This is a genomic window from Sphingomonas canaveralia (assembly GCF_047238125.1).
Taxonomy (GTDB): domain Bacteria; phylum Pseudomonadota; class Alphaproteobacteria; order Sphingomonadales; family Sphingomonadaceae; genus JBDFMH01.
Genome location: NZ_JBDFMH010000001.1, coordinates 3,404,726 through 3,430,989 on the forward strand (window position 1 = coordinate 3,404,726; position 26,264 = coordinate 3,430,989).

At 67.4% G+C, this 26,264-nt stretch carries 38 protein-coding genes; 24 read left to right on the forward strand and 14 right to left on the reverse strand.

The window, feature by feature from the left end:
• Positions 1–63: 63 nt before the first annotated feature.
• Positions 64–258 carry a hypothetical protein gene (locus tag ABC347_RS16990; protein WP_413246890.1) on the forward strand — a complete coding sequence of 65 codons (195 nt, stop codon included), beginning with the start codon at positions 64–66 and terminating at the stop codon, positions 256–258.
• Here the strand turns inward: ABC347_RS16990 and ABC347_RS16995 are convergent, their stop codons facing one another.
• Positions 259–1,524 (reverse strand): MFS transporter, encoded by a 1,266-nt coding sequence (locus ABC347_RS16995; protein WP_413246891.1) that lies wholly within the window; start codon positions 1,522–1,524, stop codon positions 259–261.
• Between the two features lie 98 nt (positions 1,525–1,622).
• On the opposite strand from ABC347_RS16995, the gene ABC347_RS17000 reads away from it, so the two are divergent.
• Genes ABC347_RS17000 through ABC347_RS17025 form a run of 6 tightly spaced genes read left to right on the forward strand, consistent with a single transcriptional unit; the run spans position 1,623 to position 4,730 of the window.
• On the forward strand, positions 1,623–2,204 hold the full coding sequence (locus tag ABC347_RS17000) for a phosphatase PAP2 family protein (RefSeq protein WP_413246892.1): 582 nt from the start codon (positions 1,623–1,625) through the stop codon (positions 2,202–2,204).
• A gap of 13 nt (positions 2,205–2,217) precedes the next feature.
• On the forward strand, positions 2,218–2,787 hold the full coding sequence (pgsA, locus tag ABC347_RS17005) for a CDP-diacylglycerol--glycerol-3-phosphate 3-phosphatidyltransferase (protein ID WP_413246893.1): 570 nt from the start codon (positions 2,218–2,220) through the stop codon (positions 2,785–2,787).
• Between the two features lie 6 nt (positions 2,788–2,793).
• Entirely contained in the window at positions 2,794–3,048 is a 255-nt protein-coding gene (gene moaD / locus ABC347_RS17010) for a molybdopterin converting factor subunit 1 (RefSeq protein ID WP_413246894.1), read from the forward strand.
• A complete protein-coding gene (locus tag ABC347_RS17015) occupies positions 3,045–3,500 on the forward strand; it encodes a molybdenum cofactor biosynthesis protein MoaE (RefSeq protein WP_413246895.1) in 456 nt (151 codons plus the stop codon). Before moaD ends, ABC347_RS17015 begins: the two co-directional genes overlap by 4 nt.
• The gene (locus ABC347_RS17020; protein ID WP_413246896.1) at positions 3,487–4,029 is read left to right on the forward strand and encodes a sigma-70 family RNA polymerase sigma factor; all 543 of its coding nucleotides are present in this window, start codon (positions 3,487–3,489) and stop codon (positions 4,027–4,029) included. Before ABC347_RS17015 ends, ABC347_RS17020 begins: the two co-directional genes overlap by 14 nt.
• Positions 4,026–4,730 carry an anti-sigma factor gene (locus ABC347_RS17025; RefSeq protein WP_413246897.1) on the forward strand — a complete coding sequence of 235 codons (705 nt, stop codon included), beginning with the start codon at positions 4,026–4,028 and terminating at the stop codon, positions 4,728–4,730. The genes ABC347_RS17020 and ABC347_RS17025 overlap by 4 nt, the downstream gene beginning before the upstream one ends.
• Before the next feature lie 122 nt (positions 4,731–4,852).
• Here the strand turns inward: ABC347_RS17025 and ABC347_RS17030 are convergent, their stop codons facing one another.
• The gene (locus tag ABC347_RS17030; protein WP_413246898.1) at positions 4,853–5,407 is read right to left on the reverse strand and encodes a fasciclin domain-containing protein; all 555 of its coding nucleotides are present in this window, start codon (positions 5,405–5,407) and stop codon (positions 4,853–4,855) included.
• Between the two features lie 61 nt (positions 5,408–5,468).
• A complete protein-coding gene (locus ABC347_RS17035; protein WP_413246899.1) occupies positions 5,469–6,389 on the reverse strand; it encodes a hydrogen peroxide-inducible genes activator in 921 nt (306 codons plus the stop codon).
• A 114-nt stretch (positions 6,390–6,503) separates the two neighbouring features.
• Between ABC347_RS17035 and ABC347_RS17040 the strand changes: the two genes are divergently transcribed.
• The 5 genes from ABC347_RS17040 (at position 6,504) to ABC347_RS17060 (ending at position 9,177) form a co-directional block, all read left to right on the forward strand.
• A complete protein-coding gene (locus ABC347_RS17040) occupies positions 6,504–7,046 on the forward strand; it encodes a peroxiredoxin (protein ID WP_413246900.1) in 543 nt (180 codons plus the stop codon).
• A 124-nt stretch (positions 7,047–7,170) separates the two neighbouring features.
• A complete protein-coding gene (gene ahpD / locus ABC347_RS17045; protein WP_413246901.1) occupies positions 7,171–7,692 on the forward strand; it encodes an alkylhydroperoxidase, AhpD family in 522 nt (173 codons plus the stop codon).
• Between the two features lie 57 nt (positions 7,693–7,749).
• The gene (locus tag ABC347_RS17050; RefSeq protein ID WP_413246902.1) at positions 7,750–8,070 is read left to right on the forward strand and encodes a DUF3297 family protein; all 321 of its coding nucleotides are present in this window, start codon (positions 7,750–7,752) and stop codon (positions 8,068–8,070) included.
• A 67-nt stretch (positions 8,071–8,137) separates the two neighbouring features.
• Complete coding sequence (epsC, locus tag ABC347_RS17055) at positions 8,138–8,839, forward strand: serine O-acetyltransferase EpsC (protein ID WP_413246903.1); 702 nt, start codon at positions 8,138–8,140, stop codon at positions 8,837–8,839.
• A complete protein-coding gene (locus tag ABC347_RS17060; RefSeq protein WP_413246904.1) occupies positions 8,836–9,177 on the forward strand; it encodes a DUF2794 domain-containing protein in 342 nt (113 codons plus the stop codon). The genes epsC and ABC347_RS17060 overlap by 4 nt, the downstream gene beginning before the upstream one ends.
• Here ABC347_RS17060 and ABC347_RS17065 read toward each other — a convergent pair.
• Genes ABC347_RS17065 through ABC347_RS17075 form a run of 3 tightly spaced genes read right to left on the reverse strand, consistent with a single transcriptional unit; the run spans position 9,174 to position 11,967 of the window.
• On the reverse strand, positions 9,174–10,256 hold the full coding sequence (locus ABC347_RS17065) for a hypothetical protein (RefSeq protein ID WP_413246905.1): 1,083 nt from the start codon (positions 10,254–10,256) through the stop codon (positions 9,174–9,176). The two genes, ABC347_RS17060 and ABC347_RS17065, sit on opposite strands and share 4 nt — an antisense overlap.
• 38 nt (positions 10,257–10,294) lie before the next feature.
• Positions 10,295–11,413: a 3-dehydroquinate synthase gene (gene aroB / locus ABC347_RS17070; protein ID WP_413246906.1), complete on the reverse strand. Its 1,119-nt coding sequence runs from the start codon at positions 11,411–11,413 to the stop codon at positions 10,295–10,297.
• Positions 11,410–11,967, reverse strand: a complete 558-nt coding sequence (locus tag ABC347_RS17075) for a shikimate kinase (protein ID WP_413246907.1) — start codon at positions 11,965–11,967, stop codon at positions 11,410–11,412. Before ABC347_RS17075 ends, aroB begins: the two co-directional genes overlap by 4 nt.
• Positions 11,968–12,040: 73 nt before the next feature.
• On the opposite strand from ABC347_RS17075, the gene ABC347_RS17080 reads away from it, so the two are divergent.
• From ABC347_RS17080 to ABC347_RS17100, 5 genes are all read left to right on the forward strand, one after another.
• Positions 12,041–12,178, forward strand: a complete 138-nt coding sequence (locus ABC347_RS17080; RefSeq protein WP_413246908.1) for a hypothetical protein — start codon at positions 12,041–12,043, stop codon at positions 12,176–12,178.
• Positions 12,159–13,976 carry a hypothetical protein gene (locus ABC347_RS17085; protein WP_413246909.1) on the forward strand — a complete coding sequence of 606 codons (1,818 nt, stop codon included), beginning with the start codon at positions 12,159–12,161 and terminating at the stop codon, positions 13,974–13,976. Before ABC347_RS17080 ends, ABC347_RS17085 begins: the two co-directional genes overlap by 20 nt.
• Positions 13,973–14,887: a tyrosine recombinase gene (locus ABC347_RS17090; RefSeq protein ID WP_413246910.1), complete on the forward strand. Its 915-nt coding sequence runs from the start codon at positions 13,973–13,975 to the stop codon at positions 14,885–14,887. The genes ABC347_RS17085 and ABC347_RS17090 overlap by 4 nt, the downstream gene beginning before the upstream one ends.
• A gap of 11 nt (positions 14,888–14,898) precedes the next feature.
• Positions 14,899–15,840: an acetyl-CoA carboxylase carboxyltransferase subunit alpha gene (locus ABC347_RS17095; protein ID WP_413246911.1), complete on the forward strand. Its 942-nt coding sequence runs from the start codon at positions 14,899–14,901 to the stop codon at positions 15,838–15,840.
• An 83-nt stretch (positions 15,841–15,923) separates the two neighbouring features.
• Positions 15,924–17,384, forward strand: a complete 1,461-nt coding sequence (locus ABC347_RS17100) for a M48 family metalloprotease (RefSeq protein ID WP_413246912.1) — start codon at positions 15,924–15,926, stop codon at positions 17,382–17,384.
• 64 nt (positions 17,385–17,448) lie between these two features.
• Here ABC347_RS17100 and ABC347_RS17105 read toward each other — a convergent pair whose 3' ends face one another.
• A complete protein-coding gene (locus tag ABC347_RS17105) occupies positions 17,449–17,622 on the reverse strand; it encodes a Flp family type IVb pilin (RefSeq protein WP_413246913.1) in 174 nt (57 codons plus the stop codon).
• A gap of 131 nt (positions 17,623–17,753) precedes the next feature.
• Positions 17,754–17,927, reverse strand: coding sequence for a Flp family type IVb pilin (locus ABC347_RS17110; protein WP_413246914.1), 174 nt, complete (start codon positions 17,925–17,927; stop codon positions 17,754–17,756).
• A gap of 76 nt (positions 17,928–18,003) precedes the next feature.
• On the opposite strand from ABC347_RS17110, the gene ABC347_RS17115 reads away from it, so the two are divergent.
• Entirely contained in the window at positions 18,004–18,426 is a 423-nt protein-coding gene (locus ABC347_RS17115) for a (deoxy)nucleoside triphosphate pyrophosphohydrolase (RefSeq protein WP_413246915.1), read from the forward strand.
• Between the two features lie 4 nt (positions 18,427–18,430).
• Here the strand turns inward: ABC347_RS17115 and ABC347_RS17120 are convergent, their stop codons facing one another.
• Positions 18,431–19,318, reverse strand: a complete 888-nt coding sequence (locus ABC347_RS17120) for a methyltransferase domain-containing protein (RefSeq protein WP_413246916.1) — start codon at positions 19,316–19,318, stop codon at positions 18,431–18,433.
• 7 nt (positions 19,319–19,325) lie between these two features.
• Between ABC347_RS17120 and ABC347_RS17125 the strand changes: the two genes are divergently transcribed.
• The 5 genes from ABC347_RS17125 to ABC347_RS17145 all read left to right on the forward strand — a co-directional run bounded on the left by ABC347_RS17125 (position 19,326) and on the right by ABC347_RS17145 (position 22,097).
• Positions 19,326–20,066, forward strand: coding sequence for a ComF family protein (locus tag ABC347_RS17125; RefSeq protein WP_413246917.1), 741 nt, complete (start codon positions 19,326–19,328; stop codon positions 20,064–20,066).
• Positions 20,067–20,116: 50 nt separating this feature from the next.
• Entirely contained in the window at positions 20,117–20,374 is a 258-nt protein-coding gene (gene grxC / locus ABC347_RS17130) for a glutaredoxin 3 (RefSeq protein WP_413246918.1), read from the forward strand.
• Positions 20,374–21,201 (forward strand): carbon-nitrogen hydrolase family protein, encoded by an 828-nt coding sequence (locus ABC347_RS17135; RefSeq protein WP_413246919.1) that lies wholly within the window; start codon positions 20,374–20,376, stop codon positions 21,199–21,201. Before grxC ends, ABC347_RS17135 begins: the two co-directional genes overlap by 1 nt.
• Positions 21,198–21,644, forward strand: coding sequence for a DUF1178 family protein (locus ABC347_RS17140; RefSeq protein ID WP_413246920.1), 447 nt, complete (start codon positions 21,198–21,200; stop codon positions 21,642–21,644). The genes ABC347_RS17135 and ABC347_RS17140 overlap by 4 nt, the downstream gene beginning before the upstream one ends.
• A 144-nt stretch (positions 21,645–21,788) precedes the next feature.
• Positions 21,789–22,097, forward strand: coding sequence for a hypothetical protein (locus tag ABC347_RS17145; protein WP_413246921.1), 309 nt, complete (start codon positions 21,789–21,791; stop codon positions 22,095–22,097).
• A 77-nt stretch (positions 22,098–22,174) separates the two neighbouring features.
• On the opposite strand, the gene ABC347_RS17150 is transcribed toward ABC347_RS17145, so the two are convergent.
• Both ABC347_RS17150 and ABC347_RS17155 read right to left on the reverse strand, forming a co-directional pair.
• Positions 22,175–22,510, reverse strand: a complete 336-nt coding sequence (locus ABC347_RS17150; protein ID WP_413246922.1) for a hypothetical protein — start codon at positions 22,508–22,510, stop codon at positions 22,175–22,177.
• Positions 22,471–23,148, reverse strand: coding sequence for a TonB-dependent receptor domain-containing protein (locus tag ABC347_RS17155; protein WP_413247093.1), 678 nt, complete (start codon positions 23,146–23,148; stop codon positions 22,471–22,473). Before ABC347_RS17155 ends, ABC347_RS17150 begins: the two co-directional genes overlap by 40 nt.
• A gap of 7 nt (positions 23,149–23,155) precedes the next feature.
• Between ABC347_RS17155 and ABC347_RS17160 the strand changes: the two genes are divergently transcribed.
• Positions 23,156–23,647: an MFS transporter gene (locus tag ABC347_RS17160; protein ID WP_413246923.1), complete on the forward strand. Its 492-nt coding sequence runs from the start codon at positions 23,156–23,158 to the stop codon at positions 23,645–23,647.
• A 44-nt stretch (positions 23,648–23,691) separates the two neighbouring features.
• Here the strand turns inward: ABC347_RS17160 and ABC347_RS17165 are convergent, their stop codons facing one another.
• Genes ABC347_RS17165 through ABC347_RS17175 form a run of 3 tightly spaced genes read right to left on the reverse strand, consistent with a single transcriptional unit; the run spans position 23,692 to position 26,247 of the window.
• Positions 23,692–24,699, reverse strand: a complete 1,008-nt coding sequence (locus ABC347_RS17165; protein ID WP_413246924.1) for an amidohydrolase family protein — start codon at positions 24,697–24,699, stop codon at positions 23,692–23,694.
• Complete coding sequence (locus tag ABC347_RS17170; protein ID WP_413246925.1) at positions 24,696–25,436, reverse strand: SDR family NAD(P)-dependent oxidoreductase; 741 nt, start codon at positions 25,434–25,436, stop codon at positions 24,696–24,698. Before ABC347_RS17170 ends, ABC347_RS17165 begins: the two co-directional genes overlap by 4 nt.
• A gap of 4 nt (positions 25,437–25,440) precedes the next feature.
• Positions 25,441–26,247, reverse strand: a complete 807-nt coding sequence (locus ABC347_RS17175) for an enoyl-CoA hydratase/isomerase family protein (RefSeq protein ID WP_413246926.1) — start codon at positions 26,245–26,247, stop codon at positions 25,441–25,443.
• Positions 26,248–26,264 lie beyond the last annotated feature (17 nt).

Genomic DNA, 26,264 nt, shown 5'->3' on the forward strand with positions numbered 1-26,264 from the left:
CGGGACGCGTTTAACCATCGATCGTTCGGGACCGGACGGTTAGCGACGCGTTAACGTCGCATCATGAGCACCACCGGTTTCGCCCCGCTGACCCCGCAGATGATCCGCCGGCCGCGCGCTGCGGCCGAGGAAGTGCCGGCGGAATTGGCGGGGATGGTGCGAGCGATCCGCTCGCGGCCCGGGCTGGCCGCAGATGCGCGCTTCTTCCTCACCACTTACGCGGCGGGACTCGTCTTCTTCCTTGCGCTGATCGCCTGATCAATCACATGCCTTGTGCAGCCGCCAGGCGATGGCGGCGGCACCGATCGACATGATCGCGACCATCAGCACGGTCTGTTCGATCGTCACGCCGACAGCGATCAGCCCGGCGAGTATGAGGGTGGCGAGCACCATCGCCCCGGCATTCACGATGTTGTTGGCGGCCACGGTCCGTGCCGTCTGCGCCTTTGCGACGGTGGTGGTGAGGAACGCGTAGAGCGGCACCACGAACATGCCGCCGGCGACCGCCACGCCGAACAGATCGAGCAGCACGCGTTCGGCATGCGGCAGCCGGATGAAACGGCTCCAGTCCAGCCCTGCATTGCCCTCGACTGGCCAGTGGGTAACCGTCCACCACAGATCGAGCAGGAACAGGCCCATCACGATCGCCGAAGCGGGGGAGAATTTCGCGGAGACCTTGCCCGCCAGCAACCGGTTGATGATGACCGAGCCGAGCGCCACCCCGACCGAGAACACGGCCAGGAACAGGGTCGCGACTTCCTTGTCGGCGCCCAGCACATTCTTGACGAGTGGGGGGAACTGGGCGGCCAGGATCGCGCCTTGCGCCCAGAAGAAACTGATCGACACGATCGCCAGGAAGAGGTGGCGGATATGCATGGTGGCGTTCACCAGCGCGATCGACGATCGCAGGATGTGATAATCGACGATCTGATCATGCTCTTCCGGCGGGGCCGGGGGCACGAAGCCGCCGGCGATCCGACCGACCACCGCGATCGCGATCACCGCGATCGCCGCCCACTCGGGCGCGATCAGCCCGCCGGCGATGGTGCCGAGCAAGATCGCGCCATAGGTGCCGGCTTCGACCAGCCCGGTGCCGCCAAGCACTTCATCCTTTTCAAGATGTTGCGGCAGGATCGCATATTTGATCGGACCGAAGAATGTGGAATGGATCCCCATCGCGAACAGGGCGGCCAGCATCATCGGGATGTTGTGCAGCCAGATACCGGCCGCACCCACCAGCATGATCAGGATTTCCGCCGATTTCACGAGGCGGATGATACCCGCCTTGTCGCGGCTGTCGGCGAGTTGGCCGGATAGGGTGGAGAGCAGGAAGAAGGGCAGGATGAACAGCCCGCCGGCGATGGCGGAGAAGGTCGCCTCCTGCTCGGGATCCGAATAGATGGTGAAGGTGACGAGGATCACCATCGCCGTCTTGAAGAGATTGTCGTTGAACGCGTTCAGGAACTGCGTGACGAAAAGCGGCAAGAAACGGCGCTTGGCAAGGAGCCGGATGGACGAAGTCATGCGAAAGGAAGGCTCGCTCGGTTGGCGACAGGAGCGCGCTGCATAGCCGATCGTACCGGCGGCGGAAACCTTTGGCTGATCCCGCGCGCTAGGCAGGGATGACAGACCCCGACAATCCGATCGAGCAGGCCGATATCGCACTGGCCGATGCCGTGGCCGAAGCGCGGCATCATCCGGTGACACGCGTGCTGGGGGCAATCAGCGAACTGGCCGACCAGCCGCCAATGATCGCCTTTGCCGGCACCGTGCTGGCCAGCGGACTGGCGATGCGCGACCGGCGGACGGTGCGCGCGGGTGCGCAGATGCTGGCGTCGCATTTGCTGGCTACCTGGATCAAGGGCCAGATCAAGGATCGGATCGATCGCACCCGACCCGATCTCTATCATGATCATGACATCTATCACGCAGCCCCTGGCGATACCGAAGACGGTAGCTGGCGATCCTTCCCATCCGGCCATTCGGCCGGCGCGGTAGCGGTGGCGCGGGCGCTGGCGAGGACCGTGCCGGAAACGGCGGCGACCGCACAGGCGATCGCGGCAGGAGTCGCCCTGGTCCAGGTACCGCGATCCACCCATTATCTGAGCGACGTCGTGGCGGGCGTTGCGATCGGCATCCTGGCCGAAGAGATCGTGGATCGCACGGGCGAAGCGCTCTTCCCGAACCGGACTGATCCAAGCTAAGGCCGGTGTGCCGATGCTGACGCTGCCCAACATCCTCACGCTTTCGCGCATCTTCGCGGTGCCGATCCTGGTGTTCTTGCTCTGGCACCCGGGCTGGTTCGACTATGCGCTGGCGTTTGGGCTCTATGTGCTGATGGGCGTGACCGACTATTTCGACGGGTTCGTGGCGCGTGCGCAGGGGGCGGTCTCGAAGCTTGGCGTGTTCCTCGATCCGATCGCCGACAAGATCATGGTGGCGGCGGTCATCGTGATGCTGGTGGCGTTCGACAGCGTGGCGACAGGCGAGCCGCTGGTGGCCGGCTGGCACGTGGTGGCTGCCCTCGTCATCCTGCTGCGTGAGATTGCCGTCTCGGGTCTGCGCGAGTTCCTGGCCGATCTGCGCGTTTCGATGCCGGTCTCCCAACTGGCCAAATGGAAGACGACGTTCCAGCTGATCTCGCTGGGGGCGATCATCCTCGGCGGAGCGCTGCCGCACCTTGCCTGGATCGGCCAGTTCGGCTTGTTCTGCCTGTGGGCCGCCGCAGTGCTCACCCTGGTGACCGGCTGGGATTATCTGCGCGTCGGCCTGAAGCATATGGACTGACCGGCGATGGTGGCGATCCTCTATTTCGCCTGGGTGCGCGAGGCGATCGGCGTGGACGGCGAGACGATCGATCCGCCGCCCGAAGTGGCGACCGTCGCCGCGCTTATCGACTGGCTGGCGATGCGCTCGCCCGGCCATGCCGCGGCCTTCGCCCAGCCGGAACGGATCCGCGCCGCAGTCGACGATACGTTCGTCGGCTCCGACGCCCCAATCGCAGGCGCGCGCGAGATCGCGCTCTTCCCGCCGGTGACCGGGGGATGATCCGGGTTGCGGTAACCGCCGCCGATATCGATTCGGGAGCGGAACTGGCCAAGCTCGAGGCGCTAGGCGGCGGCGGTGTCGCCAGCTTTACCGGCATCGTGCGGGGTGGCGACGGGCTCGAAGCCCTGCTGCTTGAGCATCATCCACGGCTGACCGAACCGGTGATGCGTGACATCGCCGGCGAAGCGTCGCGGCGCTGGAATCTGCTGGGGGTGGTGCTGGTCCACCGCTTCGGCCGGTTGCACCCCGGCGAGCGGATCATCTTCTGCGCGGCGGCGGCACGACATCGGCAGGCAGCGCTGGACGCCACCGGCTTTCTGGTCGATTGGGCGAAGACGAAGGCCCCGTTCTGGAAGCAGGAGCAGTTCGCCGATGGACGCCGCCATTGGATCGAGGCGCGTGCCGCCGACGACGTCGCGGCCGATCGCTGGACGGACCATGCCGGCCGCTGATCCCGAACCCCCGCTGGAAGCGCTGCTGGTGGCGGTCGCCGCCGAGGACCGCGCCGCCTTTGCCGAGCTCTACCGGCGGACGGCTGCGAAACTGAACGGGATCGTCCGGCGTATCTTGCCCGAGGGCGGATTGGCGGACGAGGCGATGCAGGACGCATATGTCAGGGTGTGGCGCAGCGCAGCGGGCTATGACGCCCGTCGCGGCCGCCCGATCACCTGGCTGGCGGCCATCGCACGCAACATCGCGATCGACGTTCGCCGGCGCGAAGTGGCCCGCGGCAGCCTGCGCAACGAGGAACTGCAGCCAGACGTGATGGCGGCCGACCCCGGCACCCCACTGGAGACGAGCGTTGCGCTGGAGCGCTGCCTGGACGGGCTGGATCGCGAACATCGCGACATGATCGTGGGCGCCTATTGCCACGGACTCAGCCGCGAGGAGCTCGCCGAACGCCACGGCCGGCCGGTCGGCACCGTCAAATCCTGGCTGCACCGCGGCCTTGCCGGATTGAAGGCGTGTCTCGAGGGATGAGCGACCCACTGGACCTTGCCGCCGCCGAATATGTGCTTGGCACGCTCGATCCGGCCGAGCGCGCGACCTTCCTGGCGCGGCTGGCACGCGATCCGGCTGCGGTCGACGCGGTGGCCGCCTGGCGGGACCGGCTGGCGCCGCTGTTGCTGACCGCGCCTGAGGCGGAAGCGGATCCGCACATCTGGTCCGCGATCGAGCGGCGTATGGCTGCGCCGGCCGCGGCGAACGACAATCGTGTCGGCTGGTGGCGGGGAGCTGCAATTGCGGCCTCGCTGATTGCGATCGCATCGAGCACGGCGCTGGTAATGCGTCCGGCCCCCGCGCCGGTGGTGGTGGCCAGCGCGCCCCGGCCCGATCCGGTCGCGGCGATGGCGGCGCTGTCGCCTAGCGGCGGTGCGCCGGCGATGTTGATAAGCTATCATCCGATGACGCGGCGGATGGAGATCGTGCCGATCGCGATGCCGCCGGGCGATGGCCATTCTCACGAATTGTGGCTGATCGGGGCGGACGGCAAGCCGCGTTCGATGGGCGTGCTGGCCGCACGCGGCCGCCACTTCATGCCTGCCGATCTTGCCACCGGGCCGAAGCTGGTGCTGGCGGTATCCGTGGAGCCGATGGGCGGATCGCCGACCGGATCACCAACCGGACCCGTGGTCCTTTCGGGCGAGATGATGCCGATGCCGAAGCCGGTCGAGAGCTGAATTCGATCGATCCAAAGGACGGCCCAGCGCGGCATCGCGAACCAAGATTTCTGTGCCTTTGCGGATGAGCCCTGACCGTTCAAGGGGCGCCCGGTTCGGCAGGCGCCCCTTTCCGGCGGTGCTTATTGCGGGAGCAGCACCGTATCCACGACGTGGATCACGCCGTTGGACTGCAAGACGTCGCCCTGGGTGACATGGCTCATGCCGCCCTTGGCATCGGTCAGCATGATACGCTTGCCCATCATCGAAGCGGTCAGCGTGCCACCCTGCACGGTCGTCAGCGTGGCCTTGCCGCCGCCATCCTTGATCTGCTTGGCGAGATCCTTGGCCGTCAGCCGGCCGGGGACGACATGATAGGTCAGGATCGAGGTCAGCGTCGCCTTGTTTTCAGGCTTGACCAGCGTATCGACCGTGCCGGCCGGCAGCTTGGCGAAGGCGGCGTTGGTGGGCGCGAACACGGTGAACGGCCCCGGGCCCTTCAGCGTATCGACCAGGCCGGCGGCCTGCACCGCGGCGACGAGGGTCGTATGATCCTTGGAATTCACGGCATTGTCGACGATCGTCTTGGTCGGATACATTTCGGAACCGCCGACGACCGGGTTCTTGGCGACGGCGCCGGTCGATGCGATCGCAATCAGAAGCGCCGCGGCAGAGCCGCGCAGAAACTTGCTGTTCATGGGAATCCTCCTTGATGGGGCACCTTGCGAGCGCCGCAGCAAGCTACGCCCGAACCCCCATCTAGGTTGCAGGCCGGCGCGGTGCGCGCGCCGAAATCGCAAGAGCTTCGGCAAGCAGCCGGAATTCCTTCTCACGCGGGCTGCCCTTGCGCCAGGCCAGCGCGATCCGCCGCGACGGATGTTCTGCCGCAAGCGGGCGCGCGATGACCGACGTATCGTTAAGGATACCTGCATTGAGCGCCATTTCAGGCAGCATGGTCAGGCCCAGGCCGTTATCCACCATCTGCACCAGCGTATGCAGCGAGGTGCCCAGCATTGCCGCTTCGGCGCGCAGCTCGGGCCGGTTGCAGGCGGCCAGCGCATGATCCTTCAGGCAATGCCCGTCTTCCAGCAGCAGCAATCGCGATTCGTCGATCGCGTCGGGCGAAATGCTGCCGGCGGGCAGATCCTGCGTGCCGGGAAACGCGACGTAGAGCCGATCCTCGAACAGATCCGCCCATTCGACGTCGCCGCACGGGTAAGGCAGCGCGAGCAGCACGCAATCGGCATGGCCGCGATGCAACGAGTCGCAGGCCGCGCTCGTCGTCTCCTCGCGCAGGTACAGCTTCAGGTCGGGCCAGTCCGCGCGCAGCTTGGGCAGGATACGCGGCAACAGGAACGGCGCGATCGTGGGGATCACCCCCATCCGCAATTCGCCCGCCAGCGGCTTGCCGGCGGCGCGGGCCATGTCCGAAAGCTCCTCAGCCTCGCGCAGCACCCGCTGGGCCTTGTCCGCGATGCGCGTGCCGAGCGGCGTGAACCGAACGACGCGACGCGTCCGCTCCACCAGCGTGATGCCGATCAGAGATTCGAGCTCGCGCAGACCGGCCGACAACGTCGATTGGGTGACGAAGCACGCCTCGGCCGCACGGCCGAAATGGCCGTGATCGCGCAGCGCCACGAGATACTGGAGCTGCTTCAGCGTGGGGAGATAGGTGCTCATTCAGTGCTTATATCGATCAAAGCGGTGCGAATAATCAATTGGTATCGTCAACAGCCCTGCCTATTTGCGGTTGCGAACGATCTATGCTGCGATGCAGCCAAACCGGAGAACCCCATGCTGACCGTTGGTGACAAGCTTCCTGATTATATCCTCCCCGTCCAGCAGGGCGTGGATGCGCTGCCCGGCGAAGAGACGATCGACCTGGGCAAGACCGACGGCAAGTGGAAGATCCTGTTCTACTGGCCGAAGGACTTCACCTTCGTCTGCCCGACCGAGATCATCGGCTATGGCGATCTGGCGCGCGATTTCGCAGATCGTGATGCGGTGCTGATCGGCGCTTCGACCGATACCAGCCATGTCCACTTCGCATGGCGCAAGTCCGACGAACGCCTGGCCGCCTGTGATTTCCCGTGGATCGCGGACAATTCGAAGAAGCTGGCGACGGCGCTCGGCATCCTTCACCCGCAGGAAGGCGTCGCCTATCGCGCCACCTTTGTCGTCGATCCCGACAATGTGATCCAGCACGTCACGGTCAACGGCCTGAACGTCGGTCGCAACCCGCAGGAGACGCTGCGCGTTCTCGATGCGCTGCAGACCGACGAACTGTGCCCCTGCAACTGGACCGAAGGCCAGGACGTTCTCAAGCCCGCAGCCTGATCACAGGCCGGGTCGCACTGCCGCGCTGTCTGTCCTCCCTTGGACGCGCGGCGAGGAGGGGCGCGGAGTTCTCCGGACTCCGCGCCTCTTTTCTTTTCACGAACCGTCGATGGAGCATCACCCCATGTCGTTGAAGACGTTTGCCGATAGCCTGCCCGATTATGCCAAGGACCTGCGCCTGAACCTGGGATCGCTGCTGGGTGACCAGTTACTGGGTGATCAGCGCAAATATGGCCTGCTGCTGGCCTGCGCGCACGGCACCGGCTACCGCCCGATCGTCGAGGCGGCCGAAGCCGAAGTGGCCGGCAAGCTGAGCCCAGAGGCTGCCAATGCGGCCCGTGCGGCCGCCGCGATCATGGCGATGAACAACGTCTATTACCGGTTCGTGCATCTCGCTTCGAACAAGGAATATGGCCAGATGCCCGCGAAGCTGCGGATGAACGTGATCGGCCAGCCGGGCATCGACAAGGCGGATTTCGAACTCTTCTCGCTGGCGGTGTCTGCCCAGAACGGGTGCGGCATGTGCATCGATTCGCACGAGAAGGTGCTGAAATCGCACAATGTGAATGCCGAGACGATCCAGGCGGCCGCGCGCATCGGCGCGGTGATGACGGCAGTGGCCACCGTGCACGCGACGATGGCCTGACGCGGGCTGGCGGGGGATGGCTTGGCAGCGCGCGGGCAGGCAGCTAAGTCGGCGCGCATGACCGAGACCCCCGCCGAAACTCCGCCCGGATCCGAAGATCAGGCCCCCGCGCCTGCGCCGGCGGCCGAGACGCCGCCCGATCGACTGGCGACCAACCCGAAGAGCCCGTATTTCGATGCGGAGCCGCTGTCGCGCGGCGTGGGCATCCTGTTCAATGGGGTCGAGAAGACCAACGTCGACGAATATTGCGTGAGCGAGGGCTGGGTGCGGCTGGCGGTCGGCAAGTCGCTCGACCGCAAGGGCAATCCGATGACGATCAAGATGAATGGCACGGTGCTGCCCTTCTATCGCGACCTGCCTCGGCCCGACGCCGCCTGACGCTCTGGCATTCGCCCGGCAGCGGTCCTATCTTGTCCGCTTCAGGGTCGTACTAGGGAGGCCGCGCATGATGAGCGGGCTGATCGCGTATCTCGAATCGGTGAAGCGCCGTGATCCCGCGCCGCGATCCCATTGGGAAGTCTTGCTCTATCCGGGCGTGCTCGCCGTCGGGCTGCATCGCATCGCGCACTGGCTGTTCGAGGCGCGGCTCTATTTTCTTGCGCGCTTCGTCAATCATTTCTCGCGGTTTCTGACCGCGATCGACATCCATCCCGGCGCGGTGATCGGCCGCAACCTGTTTATCGATCATGGCTTCACCGTGATCGGCGAGACCGCGGTGATCGGTGACGACGTGACGATCTACCAATGCGTGACGCTTGGCGGCACCAACCCCGCAAACGGCGTGGCCGGCAAGCGCCACCCTACACTGGCCGATGGCGTGATCATCGGATCGGGCGCACAGGTGCTGGGGCCGATCACGGTCGCGCGCAACGCCCGCGTCGGTGCGAATGCGGTGGTGACGAAGGACGTGCCCGAAGGTGCGGTGATGGTCGGCATCCCGGCCCGGCCGACGCTGGTCGATGCGGCCGAATATCAGCGGCCGTTCGTGCCCTATGGCACATCGTGCAGCGACCGCTTCGATCCCGCGACCCAGCAACTCGACCTGTTGAAATGCGAAGTGGAGACGCTGCGCACCCGGCTCGGCGAGCTGATCGCGGAGCGCGACGCGGCCCGCCCGCCCGTCGAAGGCGCGCGCGACTGCGCTTGAGCGGGGTCGTCACCCCCTTTCCCGATCGGGGTCGATCGCAGGTCGGGTTCGACCGGATCGAGCTGTCGCGGATCCTAGATCTTTACGGGCGGATGGTCGCGGCCGGGCATTGGCGCGATTATGCGATCGATCTGGAGAGCGATTTCGCCGCCTTCTCGGCATTCCGCCGCACCGCCGAGCGCCCCGAAATCCGCATCGAGAAGCGGCCCGGCCTGCGCAATCGGCAGGGCATGTGGGCGCTGATCGGCGAGGCGGGTGCTGTGCTGAAGCGCGGGCAGGAACTGGGCCCGGTGCTGGCCCCGATCGAACGACGGCTGCTGAAGCTGGTCGGGGACTAGGCGGGTACAGTGCCGCCGGCACGACCCTGGCGGGGCAGACGATCGCGCAGGTCCGCGGGCAATTGCGCAAGGATGCCGGCGCGGGCGATGTGCCAAAACGCCGAGAGCAGCAGCAGCGCGGATCCGATCACCAACGCCGTCAGCGCAACGTTCAGGCTGACCGCACCGAAGCGTTCGAACAGCGTGCTCATCGCATAGAGGACATAGCCGAGCGCCGAGACCATCAACGCGCGCCGGTCGATCGCCAGCGCGATCACGCCGAACGCGATATACAGCAGGATCACGACCACCGCTTCGAACACCGTTGCCTGGCCATCGAGCAGGCCGAGCAGGCTGAAGACCGGGTGGACGATCATCGGCGCGGCGGCGAGATGCAGCCAGAAGGCGACATCGGAGCGGCGCGTGCGGCGTTCGGGATCGGACATGTCCCACCACATGGCGAAGGCGAACAGACCGAGCCCGCCAGCCAGCGCCAGCCACACCAGCACGCCATCTGGATCCTTGAATGCGCTGGCAATCAGCAGCGTGACCAGCCCGACTATCGCGAGCGACGCGGCAGCGATGGTGATCGGCACGCGGAAGCGGCGCCAATGCGCCCAGGCAGCGGCGGCGGTAACAGCCGAACAACCAGCCAGCAGGAGCAAGGACAAGGTGCGCTGGCCGCTGCCGAACGGATCGCCATCGTCGAGCAGCGGGGCGACCGCGCCGATCGTCGTGTAGAAGGTGCCGCCGACGAAGGCGAGCAGCAGAACGATACTCGGCAGCGCCATGCGCCGCTGGCGAGTGAAGAATTCGGCAAGACCCCAGGCTGCGCCGGCGACGAAAAGGCCGCCCGAGGGACGCGGACCATCGGCCACGCCGATCGGAATCGACTGCCCGATCCAGCCGACCGCGATCAGCAGCAGGATCGCTGCGGCCGAGACGAAGATATCGTTGAAGCCGGAGATCAGCCGGAAATGCTCTTCGTCGACGGCCGGCGTGGCGCGACCGCTGGCGACATGCGCGCGGAACGCCGTCGCGGCCTCAGGGCTCAATACCCCCGCAGTGATCGCGGCATCCAGGTCGGCATCGCTGTACATGGCCAGTCTCCCAATCGGGCCGACATAGCCGATGTGTATTATCGTTGCAATACACCGTGGGCGGCGCGTTCGCGATCCAGAAAGGCGGCGACGTCGTCCAGCGCGACATCGCGATCGAGATAGGTGGCCCCGATACCGCGGGCGAGCAGGAAGGGCAGCCGGCCGGCCGCCATCTTCTTGTCATGCGCCATGTGGGCGACAAGCGCAGCGCCGTCGGCATCGACCCCCGCATCGGCGAGCGTCGCGGGCAGGCCAGCGGCGGCGAGATGCGCGGTCACCCGGTTCGCATCGGCCGGCGGGCAGAGCCCCTGTGCCGCCGAAAATCGATAGGCGAGCGCCATGCCGGCTGCGACCGCCTCGCCATGCAGCAGCCGATCCGAGAAGCCGGTTTCCGCTTCCAGCGCATGGCCGAACGTGTGCCCGAGATTGAGCAGTGCGCGTAGATCGCGGGTTTCGCGTTCGTCCGCCGCTACGATCCGGGCCTTGGCCGCGACGCTGTGGGCGATCGCATGAACTTGTGCATCGCGATCTCCAGCCAGCAGCGCAGCGCCTGCGGCTTCGCACCAGGCAAAGAAGGCGGGATCGTCGATCAGACCATATTTGACGACTTCGGCATAGCCGGCACGAACCTCGCGGGGGGGCAACGTATCGAGCACGGTCGGATCGATCAGCACATGTGCTGGCTGATGGAAGCTGCCGACCAGATTCTTGCCGGCGGCCACGTTGATCGCGGTCTTGCCGCCAACCGAGCTGTCGACCTGTGCCAGCAGCGTGGTGGGCACCTGCACGAAGCCGCAGCCGCGCTTCAGGATCGCTGCCGCAAAGCCGACGAGATCGCCGATCACGCCGCCGCCGAGTGCCACGATCCGGTCGCCGCGTTCGACCCCGAGCGCGAGCAGGCGATCGAGCAGCGCGGCCAGCTGCTGCCAGCTCTTGGTTGCTTCGCCGGCGGGCAGCACGATCGGTTCGACGGCGATCCCGGACAGGCTGGCAACGAGCCGCGGCAGCTGGGCTTCGGCGACGTTGGCATCGGTGACGACTACCAGCCGGTCCGCGCGCGCATGGCCGGCGAGATGGCGGGCGGCATCATCGAGCGCGCCGGGCACGATATCGATGGGATAACTGCGGCTGCCGAGCGCCACTTCGATCCGGGTCATGCGCGCAAAGCCTTCAGGATCGCCTCGACCGTAGCATCGTGCGGCAGTGGTTCGCTGCGCACGTGAATGGGGGCGAGCGCATAGACCGGATTGCGGACCGCCGCCAGTTCGGCAAGCGCGGAGCGCGGATCCTTGCCCTTCAGCAACGGCCGCGTGCCGGGGCGGCGGCGGACCCGTTCGGCCAGCACATCCAGATCGGCATCGAGCCAGATCGCGACCGCGCGATCCTGGATCAGCGCGCGGGTTTCCTCCTGCATGAAAGCGCCGCCGCCGGTGGCGATCACTTTGCGGCGGCCATCGATCAGCCGCGCGATCACGCGCCGCTCGCCATCGCGGAAATGCGCTTCGCCGAACCGTTCGAAGATCTCGCTGATCGGCAGGCCGGCCGCCTGTTCGATCTCGTGATCGGCATCGACAAAGGGAATGTGAAGCCGGGTGGCCAACCGGCGCCCGACGGTCGATTTCCCCACTCCCATCAGCCCGACCAGCACGATGGCGCGGCGATCCAGCGAGACCGAATTACGCGCGGGATCGGGCGAAGGGGCGTGCGGCATTGCGGCGGGGGCTATACACAGGGACACAGGTTGCGGCAAAAGCCGCGCTCCGTTCCGGTCGCCAAGGTGTTTCATGTCGCGTGCCAGCCTGATCCTGATCGTCATCCTGCTGCTGATCGTGGGCGGCATCGTGTTGCTGGCGAACATCGACACCGAAGTGCCGCTGACCAAGATCGACGTGCCGGTGGCGAATGCGCCCCAGCCGAAATAGCGCGCTGGGCGGCGTCGCGGCGCTGGCGCTGATCGCGGCGCTGCCCGCGATCGGCCAGGAGGCACCTGAATCGCTGCTGCCCGAAGGCTTTGGCGATCCCACCCCGCCCGCGACCGCGCCTGCCCCCGGTGCGGGTGATCCCGCCGTGCAGCCCGCGCCGGGGGCGCCGCCGCTGCTGACGCTGGCACCGCCGCCGCCGACCGATGCGGAGATCGCGCTGACCGACGAGGAGGCTGCCGCCAAGGCCGAGGCCGAGGCGGAGGCCGCGCGCGACATGCCCGAGGCGATCCGCCGATCGCCGAACCGGATTGGACCGCTCGGCACCGGCGGCGACGGGCTGGGCGCTACCGCGTTCGGCGATGCCGACGGCCGCTTCCTGTCCGCGCTGATGCGCAAGGTGGATGCGCCGATCGCATCGCGCTGGGCATCGATCCTGCTGCGCCGCGCGCTGATGACCGCGGTGGAGACGCCGCGTGGTGTGTCCGCCCCGGACTGGGTGGCCGAGCGGGCCTGGCTGCTGCTGCGGATGGGTGAGGCGGACGCGGCGCGGATGATGGTCGACAGCGTCGATGTCGAGGATTTCACACCCAAGCTGCTGGCGGTGACCACGCAGGTGGCGCTGGCCAATGCTGACCCCACCGCGCTGTGCCCGCTGACGGTAACGGCCGAATCGATGAGCGACGAGCCGGCCTGGCCCCTGGCGCGTGCGATGTGCGCCGGGCTGGCGGGCGAGCCGGCGCTGGCGAGCCAGTTGATCAATCGCGCGCGGCGATCGCGCACCGCGGGCGGCATCGATCTGCTGCTGGCGGAAAAGGTGGTCGGCGCCGGCGCCAATGGCCGGCGTGCGGTGAACATCGAATGGGATGCGGTCGATCAGCTGACCGGCTGGCGCTTCGGGGTGGCGACGGCGGTCGGCGTACCGGTGCCCGAACGGCTTTATGCCAGCGCCGGCCCGCATGTGCGCGGCTGGGCGGCGCGTGCGCCGATGCTGTCGCCCGAGGATCGCGTGGCACCGGCGCGCGTAGCGGCAACGCTCGGCGTGATCTCCAGCGCGGCGCTGGTCGATCTCTATGGATCGGTGGCGGAGCGGGCCGATCCGCTGCAGCTGGCCGAAACCGATGCCGGTCGATTGCGCGCGGCCTATGCCGATGACGATCCCGAAGCGCGGTTGCGCGCGCTGCGATCGTTGTGGACTGCATCGGATGTGCCGCGCGAACGCTACGCCGCGCAGATCCTGACCGCGCGGGCGGCAGCGGCGATCCAGCCTTCGGCCGACCACGCCGACGATGCCGGTATGCTGGTGGCCGCAATGATGGCGGCCGGCCGCGATCTGGCAGCCGCGCGCTGGACGGCGATCGTGGACGACGCATCGGGCGAGGCCGCGGACCGCGCCTGGGCGATGCTGGCGGTCGGCGCGGTCCGGCCGACCGGTGATCTGTCGCAGGGGCGGGTCTCTTCCTTCATCAACGATGTCGGGGATGAGCGCAGCCATCAGGCCCAGCTGCTGGTCGCCGCGCTCGGCGGGCTCGGCCGCATCAGCCCGACCGCGACCGCCGAGCTCGCGACCGAGGCGGGCGCCCCGATCGGCGCGGTCAACCGCTGGACGCGCGCACTGGAAGGCGCGGCGCGCGCGCGCCAGCCGGGAACGGTGGCGCTGCTCGCCGCGATCGGGCTGCAAAGCGGCAGCTGGGCGGGCATTCCGGCGGCGCACCTCTACCGGATAACCGCCGCCCTGCGCGCGGTGGGCCTGGAAGGAGAAGCGCGGATGATCGCGGCGGAGGCGATCGCCAGGACATGAGCACAGGCGATGCCGGCCTGATCGACCGCTTCCTGGAGATGATGGCGGCCGAGGCTGGCGCGGCACGCAACACGATCGCCGCGTATCGATCCGATCTTGAGGCGGCGTCCGCGCTGCTCGACGGCCGGCTGGGCGAGGCGGATGCGGCGGCGATCGCCATCGTGGCGGAAAGCTGGTCGCCGCTGGCGCGCAGCAGCGTCGCGCGCAAGGCGGCGTCGCTGCGGCGGTTCTTCGCTTTCCTGGTGGACGATGGGCTGCGCGCCGACGATCCATCGGCGGCGCTGCCGCGGCCGGGCGCCGCGCGATCGCTGCCCAAGACGCTGGGGCATGATGCGGTCGATCGCCTGTTCGCCGAACTCGAACGGCGGCGGCAGACCGCGGAGACGCCGGCCACGCTGCGGCTGATCGCGTTCGTCGAACTACTCTATGGATCGGGGCTGCGCGCGACTGAGCTGGTTTCGCTGCCGCGCCGCGCGATCCGCCCCGATCAGCCTTTCCTGATCCTGAAGGGCAAGGGCGGGCGCGAACGGCTGGTGCCGCTTTCCGATCGCGCGCGCGCCGCGGTCGCGGCCTGGAGCACGCTGTGCCCGGCCGACACGGCATGGCTGTTCCCCTCTGGCAAGGGCCATGTCAGCCGGGTGCGGCTGTTCCAGCTGCTGAAGGCGCTGGCCGCCGATGCCGGTGTGCCGCCCGAACGGGTCAGTCCGCACGTGCTGCGCCACGCCTTCGCCACTCATTTGCTGGAAGGCGGTGCAGACCTGCGCGCGCTGCAGGCGATGCTGGGCCACGCGGATATCGGCACCACCCAGATCTACACGCATGTCGATACGCGCCGGCTGGTAGAGCTGGTCAATGCACGCCATCCGCTCAACGATCCGGGCGGCGTTGACGGGGGCCGGCCGGCCGCCTAACCCCCCGCGCCATGGCCGCCTTCCTGGATTTCGAGAAACCGATCGCCGAGCTGCAGCAGCGCACGGCCGAGCTGCGCGAGACTGCCGAAGGCGGCACGATCGACATCGCCGCGGAGCTGAGCAAGCTGGAGGCGAAGTCCGACAAGCTGCTGCGCGAGACCTATGCCAGGCTGACGCCGTGGCAGAAGGCGCAGGTGGCGCGCCATCCCGAACGCCCGCACTTCCGCAACTATGTCGCCGGCTTCGTCGAGGATTTCCAGCCGCTGGCGGGCGATCGCGCCTTCGCCGACGATCAGGCGATCCTGGGTGGGCTGGGCATCATCGGCGGCCGCCGGGTGATGGTGATCGGTCACGAGAAGGGCGACGACACCGCCAGCCGCATCCGTCACAATTTTGGCATGGCGAAACCCGAAGGCTATCGCAAGGCGATCCGGCTGATGACGCTGGCCGATCGGTTCGGCCTGCCGGTGGTTACGATCGTGGACACCGCCGGCGCCTTTCCGGGCATCCAGGCCGAGGAACGCGGGCAGGCGGAGGCGATCGCGCGATCGACCGAGGCCTGCCTGTCGCTGGGCGTGCCGCTCGTCACGGCGATCGTGGGTGAGGGCGGATCTGGCGGCGCGGTCGCGCTGGCCGCAGCCAACCGCGTGCTGATGTTCGAGCATGCGATCTATTCGGTGATCTCACCCGAAGGCTGCGCATCGATCCTGTGGCGCACCCCGGACAAGGCCGCAGATGCGGCCGAAGCGATGAAGATTACCGCGTCCGACCTGAAGGGGCTGGGCGTGATCGATCGCATCGTGGCGGAGCCGGTCGGCGGAGCGCATCGCGATCCAGCAGAAGCGATCGCGACGCTCGGCAAGGCGATCGGCGAGGAGCTGGACGCGCTGACGCCGCTGTCCGCGGATGTGCTGCGCGCCGCGCGGCGTGACAAGTTTCTGCGGATCGGCTGAGCGGGCCGATCAGCCGCTGACAGAAATTCAGGGAACCGCCTCCGCGCGGTCCGGTTTGTCCCCGCAACGATTGAGGGGACGATATGCGCAAGATTCTGATGGCGGCCGGTCTTGCCGCATTGCCGGCGACACTGGCGGTGGCCCAGGTGGCACAGAGCATATCGGCGGCAGACAAGCGCGCAGGGGCCGAGGCGCACCCCAAGCTGCTCGAGGAATTTGGCGGCGTCTATCAGGGGCGGCAGGCGGCCTATGTGTCCAGCGTGGGCAAGCGGATCGCGGTGCAATCGGGCCTGTCCAATTCGCAAAGCGACTTCACGGTCAGCCTGCTCAATTCGCCGGTCAACAACGCGTTCGCGATCCCCGGGGGTTATGTCTACGTCACGCGGCAGTTGATGGGGTTGATGAACGACGAGGCCGAACTGGCTTCGGTGCTGGGTCACGAAGTCGGCCATGTCGCTGCGCGCCATTCCAGCAAGCGGCAGTCGGCGGCGACGCGCAATTCGATCGGCGCGCTGCTGGGTCAGGTGCTGATCGGCGCGGTGGCGGGCGATTCGGGGCTGGGCGGCCTGCTGTCGCGCGGGATCGGGCAAGGCGCGCAATTGCTGACGCTGAAATTCTCGCGCACGCAGGAATATGAGGCGGACGATCTTGGCATCGGTTATCTCGCACGGGCGGGATATGATCCTTATGCCGCCGCCTCGATGCTGGCATCGCTGCAGGCGCAGGCCAATCTCGATGCGCGCACCCGCGGCACCCAATCCAGCGCCGTGCCGAGCTGGGCGAGCACCCATCCGGACCCCGGCGCGCGCGTTCAGCGCGCGCGCGGCAAGGCGCAGGCGACCGGAATCGCCGCCGGGCGTGGGGCGCGCAATCGCGACGCGTTCCTGACGGCGCTGGACGGGACGGCTTATGACGACGATCCGCGCCAGGGGATCGTCGACGGCCGCAACTTCCGCCACCCCGACCTGCGGATCGGCTTCACCGCGCCTGCGGGCTTCGTGCTGACCAACGGCACCAGCGCCGTGACCGTCACCGGCAGCGGTGGGCAGGCCCAGTTCCAGGGCGGGCGGCTGAACGGCAGCATCGAAGATTATGTGCGCGGCGTGTTCGCCCAACTCGCGGGGCAGACCGGCCAGACCCAGGAGTTGCAGCCGGGCCGCACGACGGTCAGCGGGCTGGAAGCCGCCTTCGCCACGGTGCGCGCGCGGACCCAATCCGGAAACGTCGATGCGACGGTGTTCGCCTATCGGGTCGATGCGAACACTGCCTATCATTTCCTGGTGATCGCCCCGGCGGGCGCTGGCGTTGGCCCGTTCGAGCCGATGCTGCGATCCTTCACGCGGCTGACCCCGCAGCAGGCGCAGTCGATCCGTGGCCGGCGGATCGAGGTGGTGACGGTGAAGACCGGCGATACGCCGACATCGCTTTCGGCGCGGATGGCCTATGCCGATTACAAGCTCGACCGGTTCCTGACCCTGAACGCGCTAACCGCGGGGACGCGGCTGGCGCCAGGGCAGAAGGTGAAGCTGGTCGTCTACAGCTGACACGAAACGGGCGGCGGTTCCCGAAGGAGCCGCCGCCCGCCTGCAATCAAGCTGGGCGCAACGATTAGTTGCGGCCGTTCTCCATGCCATCGCTGACGGCATTGAACGTCGACTCGAGCTCGTCGCCGAGGTTCGTCATCGCGGTGATCGCGGCCACGGCGATGAGAGCGGCGATCAGGCCATACTCAATCGCGGTCGCGCCCTTGGTGTTCTTCACCAGCTTCTTGATGAACATCATAATCTGATCTCCTTCGTTCCGTGCTTCAGTCTGTTCCAGTCACCCCGCTGGCCCTCCTGAAGCGGGACAGCAAGTTCGATTTAGGGGCTTCGCGTTTCCAAAAACTTAATGCCGAACGCAGTTTTTTCAGGTCAAGCCGAAGCCGTGACGACCTTTACGGAAATGTCGTCCCACATATCGATCGCAGTGCCGGCGAAATTGCCGAGCGCGACGATGATCGCGATCACCACGCAGGCGATGATCAGGCCATATTCGATCGCCGTCGCGCCGCGCGTATCGCGCAGCAGCCGCTTCAATACCGACATCGGCCGACCTTTCCCCATTAGCAGATTGCAAGCTTCCCGCCGGGAAGGGTAGGAAAGCGGCGTTAAGAAAGACCTTATGCAAAATTCATTTTCGAACGCCCGGCCTTTGCTGCTGGTGGTGGCCGCGGCGCTGATCGATGCCGACGGGCGTGTCCTGGTGCAGCAGCGCGCCGCCGGCCAGACGATGGCCGGCCTTTGGGAATTCCCCGGCGGCAAGGTGGAGCCGGGCGAAACGCCCGAGGACGCGCTGGTTCGCGAGCTGCGCGAGGAGCTGGGGATCGATGTCGCGACTGCCTGCCTGGCGCCCGGGCCGTTTGCCAGCGAACCGCTGGGTGAGCGCCACCTGCTACTGATGCTCTATCTGTGCCGCAAATGGCAGGGCGTGCCGCAGCCGCTGGATGCGGTTGCGCTGCGCTGGTGCCGCCCGCTCGCATTGCATGGACTGGCGATGCCGCCGGCGGACAAGCCGCTGATCGGCCTGCTGGAAGCGCTGGTCTGATCCCTCAGCTGCGGCTTAGAGCCTGAGTGAGCGACGCCGTGGCGCTGCCCCGCCGGGCCGGTTTGGGCTGGCTGGGCGCCGGCGCCCAACCGGTAAGAAAGATCAAATTGAACGTTTCGCGGACGCGGCCGTCGGCATCCGCGTGATCGGCGAAGGCGGCGATCGCGCCCGCGAGGGCAGCGCGCGACAGCGGTCGGCGATCGCGCAGGATGTTGGTGGCGGCCATGCCGCGCAGATCCGCCAACAGGGCCGGCAGGTGCGGATAGCCGACTGAAAGCGGTTCCGAGTCGGCCACCGGCAGCGCGAAGCCGACACGCGACAGCAGGTCCCCCGCCGCACGCACATCAATCTGGGGATGCACGCGGGGCGAAACGCTGCCGCCTGCCGCCATCTCGCCTGCCACCAGCGCCGCTTTCAGCCGACCGAGGCTGCCCGCGCCCGGGAAGCCCGCCATGAACAGACCGTCGGGCACGAGCGACCGGCGGATCTGGACCAGCGCACCCGGCAGATCACCCACCATGTCGAGCCCTTCGGGTGACAGGATCAGATCGATGGTGCCGGGGGCGAGCGGCAGACGGTCCTCATCCGCCTGGATCCCGCCCGACAGCGCGGCAAAGCGTGCGCCGGGGTCGATCGCGGTCACGGTCATGCCCATTCCGGTCAAGGCGCGCGGCAGGCGCCCGTCCGCAGCGCCGATCACCGCAGCGCGCGTGAAGCTGCGGCTGACCATCGCCAACCGATCCAGCAGGCCATCGACGACGGCATCGTGCAGGAAGGCGTGATCCGCCCAACGCGGCGCGGCGCGGTCGCGACGCAGCCGGCGGGCGGCACGATCGAAGATGTCGGGATCGGCCATCGCCGGGCTTGTGCCCGTGCCCGCGCCGCGGGACAAGCGAGCCATGATCGCGCTGAGCAGGCTGGCCGGGGCCGTCATCGATTTCGCGCTGCCGCCGCGTTGCCCGGGCTGCGGCGCTGTGACGGCAGGCGACCACCAGTTCTGCATCGAATGCTGGAGCCGGCTGGACTTCCTGGCTGCGCCCGCCTGCCGCACCTGTGGAGAACCGATCGGGCTGATCGAGGAGCCGGGCGCGCAGTGTGCCGACTGCCTCGGCCGTCCACCCGCGATCGATGCGATGCGCGCGGCGGTGGCCTATGGCGCGATCGCACGTGCGCTGGCGCTGCGGCTGAAACATGCGCGGCGCCCGGGCATCGCGATCACCATGGCCCGGTTGATGCGTCGCCATCTCGATCCGGCCGATGCACCGCTGCTGGTGCCGGTGCCGCTCCACCGCTGGCGGATCTGGCGGCGCGGCTTCAACCAATCCGCACTGATCGCGCGTGCGCTGGCCCGCGACAGCGGCTGTCCATTGGCACTGGATGCGCTGGTGCGCAGCAAGCAGACGCCGATCCTGCGCGGTCTGGGCGCCGGTGCTCGGGCCCGCGCGGTGCGCGGCGCCTTCGCCGTGACGGCGGACGGCCGCCAGCTGGTCAAGGGGCGGCGGATCGTGCTGATCGACGACGTCCACACCAGCGGTGCCACTGCCGATGCCTGCGCGCGTGCGCTGAAGAAGGCCGGTGCGGCGCGTGTCGAGTTACTGTGCTGGGCGCGTGTGGGCCGCGCCGGGGAGCTGGAGCGTTGACAAGTGCGCTGCCGGCACCCAGTTCGCCGGATCCGACGGAAGGATGATCGATGCCGAAAATCGAGATCTATACCAAGTTCCTCTGCCCCTATTGCTCGCGCGCGAAGAAGCTGCTGGGCGACAAGGGCGTGCAGTTCGAAGAGCATGACATCACGATGGGCGGCCCGAAGCGCGCCGAGATGCTGGAACGCGCGAACGGCCGGACCACCGTGCCGCAGATCTTCATCGGTGACACCCATGTCGGCGGATCGGACGATCTGGCCGCCCTGGAGCGCGCCGGCAAGCTGGATGCGCTGCTCGCGGCCTGATGCGCGCCGCAATCGCCCAGCTGCGCACCGGGATCGATCCGGCCGCCAATGCCCGCGATCTGGTCGACGCGGTCGAGCGGGCGGCGGGTGACGGTGCCGACATGCTCTTCACACCGGAGATGAGCGGATTGCTGGATCGCGATCGGCGGCGCGCTGCCGGGGCGATCCGCAGCGAGAGCGATGATCCGGTGCTCGCCGCCATGCGCGAAGCGGCGGCGCGACACGGGTTGTGGCTGCATCTGGGCTCGCTCGCGCTGCGCGGCGGCGCCGGCGACCGGCTCGTCAATCGGGGTTTCGTGATCGATGCGGCTGGCGAGATCCGCGCTCGATACGACAAGATTCACCTGTTCGACGTCGATCTGCCGACCGGCGAGAGCTGGCGGGAATCCGCCGCCTATGCGCCTGGCGAGCGCGCGGTGGCGGTGGAGACGCCGTGGGGGCGGCTAGGCCTGTCGATCTGCTACGATCTGCGCTTTCCGGATCTCTACCGCGCGCTGGCGGATGCGGGTTGCGACTTCATCGCCGTTCCGGCCGCCTTCACCGTCCCGACCGGGCGCGCGCATTGGCATACGTTGCTTCGCGCGCGCGCGATCGAAACCGGGGCGTTCGTGATCGCCGCGGCGCAGGTCGGCCAGCACGAGGATGGCCGGGAAACCTATGGCCATGCACTCGCCATCGACCCATGGGGCGAAGTGCTGACCGACATGGGCGAGGGGCCGGGTGTGGCGACCGTGGCGCTGGACCGCGCGCGCGTGAGCGAGATCGCAGCACGCGTGCCGGTAAGGGGGCATCGCCGGCCGATCCCGCCGGTCGAGATCGCGCCATGATCCTGTTCGATCTGCGGTGCGACGGCGGCCATGTGTTCGAAGGCTGGTTCGGATCGAGCGCCGATTATGACACGCAGCAGGAACGTGGGCTGATCGATTGCCCGATTTGCGGATCGGTCGAGGTCGGCAAGGCGGTCATGGCGCCGTCCGTGCCGGCCAAGGGCAATGCGCGGCCGGCTTCGATGCCGCTCGCGACCGGGGACCCGAAGGCCATGAAGGCGATGATGGCGGCGCTCGCCTCGGCCCAGGCCAAGCTGCTCGATGGATCGGAGCATGTCGGCAGCCGCTTCGCCGACGAAGCGCGCGCCATCCATGAAGGCGATGCGCCCGATCGCCGGATCCATGGCCAGGCGAGCCTTGCCGAAGCGAAGGCGCTGGTGGCGGACGGAGTGCCCGTGGCACCACTGCCGCTGCCGGTCCGCGATCCCGCCCGCGATAACTGACCGGCCCAGATCGCGGCATTGGCAAGCCATGACGCTGCCGCCAATGCATCTTCTTCAAGATCCGACGCGCGGCAAAGGACCCGATGCGTTCCCATGCGTTCTACGGCACGACCCTGCCAGGTTCGACGGCACAGGAGAATGACCATGGGAAAGACGCTCAACGCCAGCTTCGAGACACGCCGCGAAGCGGAGATGACGGTCGAGCGGCTGGTTCAGGAACATGAGATCGATCGCGCTGACATCTTCATTGCCGCCGCTGGCGATGAAAATACAGCCGGCGAGTTGCAAGTGGCGTCCGATACCGAAGCCGGCGAACCCAGCCCGGCATCGCGGGACGATGCACCGTTGAACGGCCAGGTGACAGTGTCGGTCGATATCGAGGACGAGGCGAAGGTTGCGAAAGTGCGCGAAGCCTTTGGCGAGTTCGAAGCCGCCGACGTAAGCGAGGTCTGAAGCCAACCGCAGAACCGCGGCGGCCCTTCAACCTTCGCGCAGCCGCAATGGCGCGATCGGGTCCGCTCGACGCCGCCTCAGAAGCGAACGTCGAGCGAGGCACCGATCGTGCGGAACGAGGTCAGACCGAAGGTCTGACCATAGTCGCCCACGATCCCGCCGGGGTTCGATTCGATGAAGGTCACGAACCGGCGATCGAAGCAGTTGCGGCAGAACAGGCTGGCGCGCCAGCCACCGTCTTCGGCGCCGAAGCCCAGGCTGGCATTGGCAAGCACATAGCCGCGCTGGCGAGTCGCCGGATTGCCGTTCGCGCTGAAGTTGACCTTGGTGCGGCCATACACGTCCGCGTGGGCAAAGCCCTTCAGCGTCGCGCTCACCATCGGCTCATAGTCGGCCGAGATCGTGCCGGACATTTCGGAGCGTTCTGCAACCGATTGCCACTGGCATCGGTGAAGGTATTGGCCGGATTGGTGGGATCGGCCACGCAGCCCTGGGCTGCCGTCTGCCCGGGATAGCATTGGGCGCGTGCGAAGCTGGTGAACTTGGCATTGTTGAAGGATGCGTTGCCGGAAAAGTTGAGGTCCGGGCCCGCATTCCACTTCATCTCCGCCTCTGCCCCGCGCGAGCGCAGCGAACCGGCGTTGGAGACCAGATAGGCGGGAATGTCGGGTCGGAAGGCCTGGACCTGCAAATCCTTGACCGTTTCCCAATAGGCCGAAAGATTGAGCAGGACCGACGTGCCGATGCGGCTCTTGATGCCGACTTCGTACGCTTCGGACTGCTCGGGGCCGATCGGCAGCCCGCCACCATAGACCTGGTTGAAGCCGGGCCCCTTGTAGCCGGTCGATACGGTGACATACCCCATTACGGCTGGCGCGAAATCATATTGGCCGCTGACCCGCCACGAGAAATCGTTGGCGCGGTTCTTCTGCGTATAGCTGGCAGCCGGGGCGAAGCCGAAGGCGAAGTCCGAGATGTCGTTGAAGGCCACATCGGTCAGGCGATCGCGCGTGTAGCGGCCGCCGGCGGTGATCCGCGCCTGATCGGTGATGTTGTAGGTGGCCGATCATGTCGGCTTCGGCGGGGGCGACATCGCGCTGGTCTCGCGCGAGGCGACGAAGGTGATGACGGTCAACACTGCGATGCTGCTGATCTTCTCGCTGGTGGGCGGCTTCCTCTGCGACGCCACCGGTCGGATCCGGATCTCCATCATCGGCTCCGCGCTGGCGCTGCTGCCGGCGGCGCTGATGTTCTGGCTCGGTCGGTCGCTAGGCGGCTATTATGCCGCGCAGGCGCTGATGGGTGCGGCGTTCGGCATCTACATGGCGGTCGATGCGGTGCTGATCGCGCGCGTCCTGCCGAAAACCGGCAATGCGGCGCGCGATCTGGGTATCCTCAATGTCGCCAATTCCGGGCCGCAGGCGATCGCCCCGATGATGGCGGGCGCAGTCGTCGCGATGACGGGCAACTTGGCGCTGCTGTTCGCGATCATGGCGCTGATGGCGCTGCTGTCGGCACTAGCGGCGACCGCGATCCGATCGATCAGATAGGCGATCCAGCGCACCTGGTTGCCGATCGCGGATACGGCGACGGTTCAGATCTTGTAGATGCTGCTCGCCGTACCCGCGAACAGCCGGTCGAGTTCGTCGGCCGAGGCCCCAGTCGACAGCCGCTTGAACGCGTTCCAGATCGTCGCGTAGCGCCCGCTGCTCATGTCGACCGGGAAATTGCTCTCGAACATGGCGCGGTCGGGCCCGAACAGATCGATCGCGGTTTCGACATAGGGCCGCCAAGCATCGGCCTGCTCTTGCGAAGACGGCGGCACCGGGTGTTTGCGGAAACCGAAGCCGCCCAGTGCCATGCCCAGCCCGCCCAGCTTGACGGAGACGTTGGGCCGCTCGGCCAGCCGGGCGAGGCTGGATCGCCACGCGCCGAACACCTCTTGCCGCTGGTCGGCATAAGGGCCGATGCCGATCGGCCCGCCAAGATGATCGAGGATGATCGCCAGGTGCGGCACGGCATCGGCGGCCGCGATGAGATCGTCGATCTGGTGGAAATAGAGCCAGGCGTCGAAGGCCAGGCCACGATCCGCCAGCATCGCCAGGCCGGCACGCACGTCGTCCCGCGCGAGCATGCCGGGTTCGGCGGGGTAGGCGGCATGGATCGCGGGGCTCGCATCCCAGGCGACCGAATAGCGGATGCCACGTAGCCGGCCGTCGCTTGCCGCCTGGTGCGCGTCCAGCACCGGGCCAAGCGCGGCGCCCAGGGTCAGGTCTGCGCGGGCGACGATACCGGCGCATGGCTTGATGATGCGATCGCCGATCCGCGCCGAGCTCGACTGCTGCGCCACCATCCGTGTCTCGCCGACCGGTTGCAGCGGTTCGTGCGCGGTGGCGTCGTAGAATGCGCGGCATTCGACGAACACGCTTTTCTCGATCCTGTGTCCTGCACTTAGGTCGGCCAGCAGATCATCGCGCAGATAACGGTGCCCACCACGATCCCAGAGGTGGTGATGAGGATCGACGATCGGTAGATCGGGCAGCAGGATCGGCTCGGGTGCCGCGCGGGAGAGCCATTCGGCCAGCGCATCCGGCCCGCTCACAGCATTCGCCCGCCATCGACGACGATCGTCTGGCCGACGATGTAGCTGGCCAGCGGCGAAGCGAGGAACAGCGCAGCGCCCGCCATGTCGTCCGGCGTGCCCAGCCGTCCCGCGGGGATCCCTTCGAGCCGCTTCGAGAGCCGGGCGGGATCGCCGGTTGTGACCTTGGTGAGGCGCGATTCGACCAGGCCCGGCGCGATTGCGTTGACGCGGATGCCATCCGCCGCCCACGCCTGGCCCAGCACGCGGGTGAGGCCGGTCGCGCCGGCCTTCGACGCGGCATAGGCGGGGTTGCCGCGGGTGGCGCGGAATGCGCCGACCGAGGTGATGAAGATGATGGAGCCGCCCGCTGCCTTCAGTTCGCCCTGGAAACGGCGTGCGCAGTTCATCAGGCTGCCTAGGTTCACGTCGATGACTTTCTGGAAGATGTCCGCCTCGAACTCACGGCGCTTGTAGACGGCCAGCCCTTGCGAGCAGACAAGCGCGTCGAGCCGATCGAACGGCGCCTCCCACGCCGCGACGGCGGCAGCGTCGGTCGCGTCCATGCGTGCATAATGGAGACCGGCGAGATCACCGTCCTCGCCGGCATAGGCGGCACCATCGGCGCGGGTGCCCCAGATCCAGACGTCGGCGCCAGCGTCGCGGAATGCGCAGGCGATGCCGTTGCCGATACCGGTCGTGCCGCCGACGACCAGTACCGTCTTGCCCGTGAAATCCAGCGTGAGCGGAATCGCCATGGCGTTATAGGGGCGAGCTGGGATTGAATGCGGGCGGGCGCTTTTCGAGATAGGCGGCCACCCCTTCCTTCACTTCCGGTCCCGCGAAACCCAGCATCTCGAGCGCCAGCGACGTCTCGAAGATCGGCCACGCCATCCGCATCCAGTTGTTCAGCGAGTGCTTGGTCCAGCGGATCGCCGACGGTGCGCACTGCGCCAGATCGAGCGCGATCTCGAGCGCGCGGTCCTGCAGCTTGTCGTCGTCGACCGCGAAGGTGATCAGGCCGATGCGCTCGGCCTCGTCCGCCGTGATCGGCTTTCCCGACATCAGATAATATTTGGCGCGCGCCATGCCGCACAGCAAGGGCCAGATGATGGCGGCATGGTCGCCCGCCGCCACGCCAAGCCGGACATGGCCGTCGGCGAGCTTCGCCGATCGCGCCATCAGCGTGACATCCGAGAGCATCGCCGCGGCCAGCCCGCCGCCCGCGGCCGCGCCGTTGATCGCCGAGACCAGTGGCTTTGAAAAGTTCAGCATGTTGAGGACAAGGTTGCGGCCGTCCTTCCACATCCGTGCCTTCCAGTCGAAATCCTGGATGACCTGTTCTTCGAGGTCGAAATCGCCGCCGGCCGAAAAGGCGCGGCCTTCGCCAGTCAGGATTGCGACGCTGGTGTCGGGATCCTCCTCCACATGGCGCCAGATCTCGGCCACCGAATGATGGAATTCGAAATCCATCGCGTTCATCTTGCCGCGCGACATGGTGATGCGCAGGATCCGGTCGGCGGGCCGATCCAGCTTCAGCGACTGATATTCAGGATATTGATAGGCCATCGTGTGGTCCTCAAGCT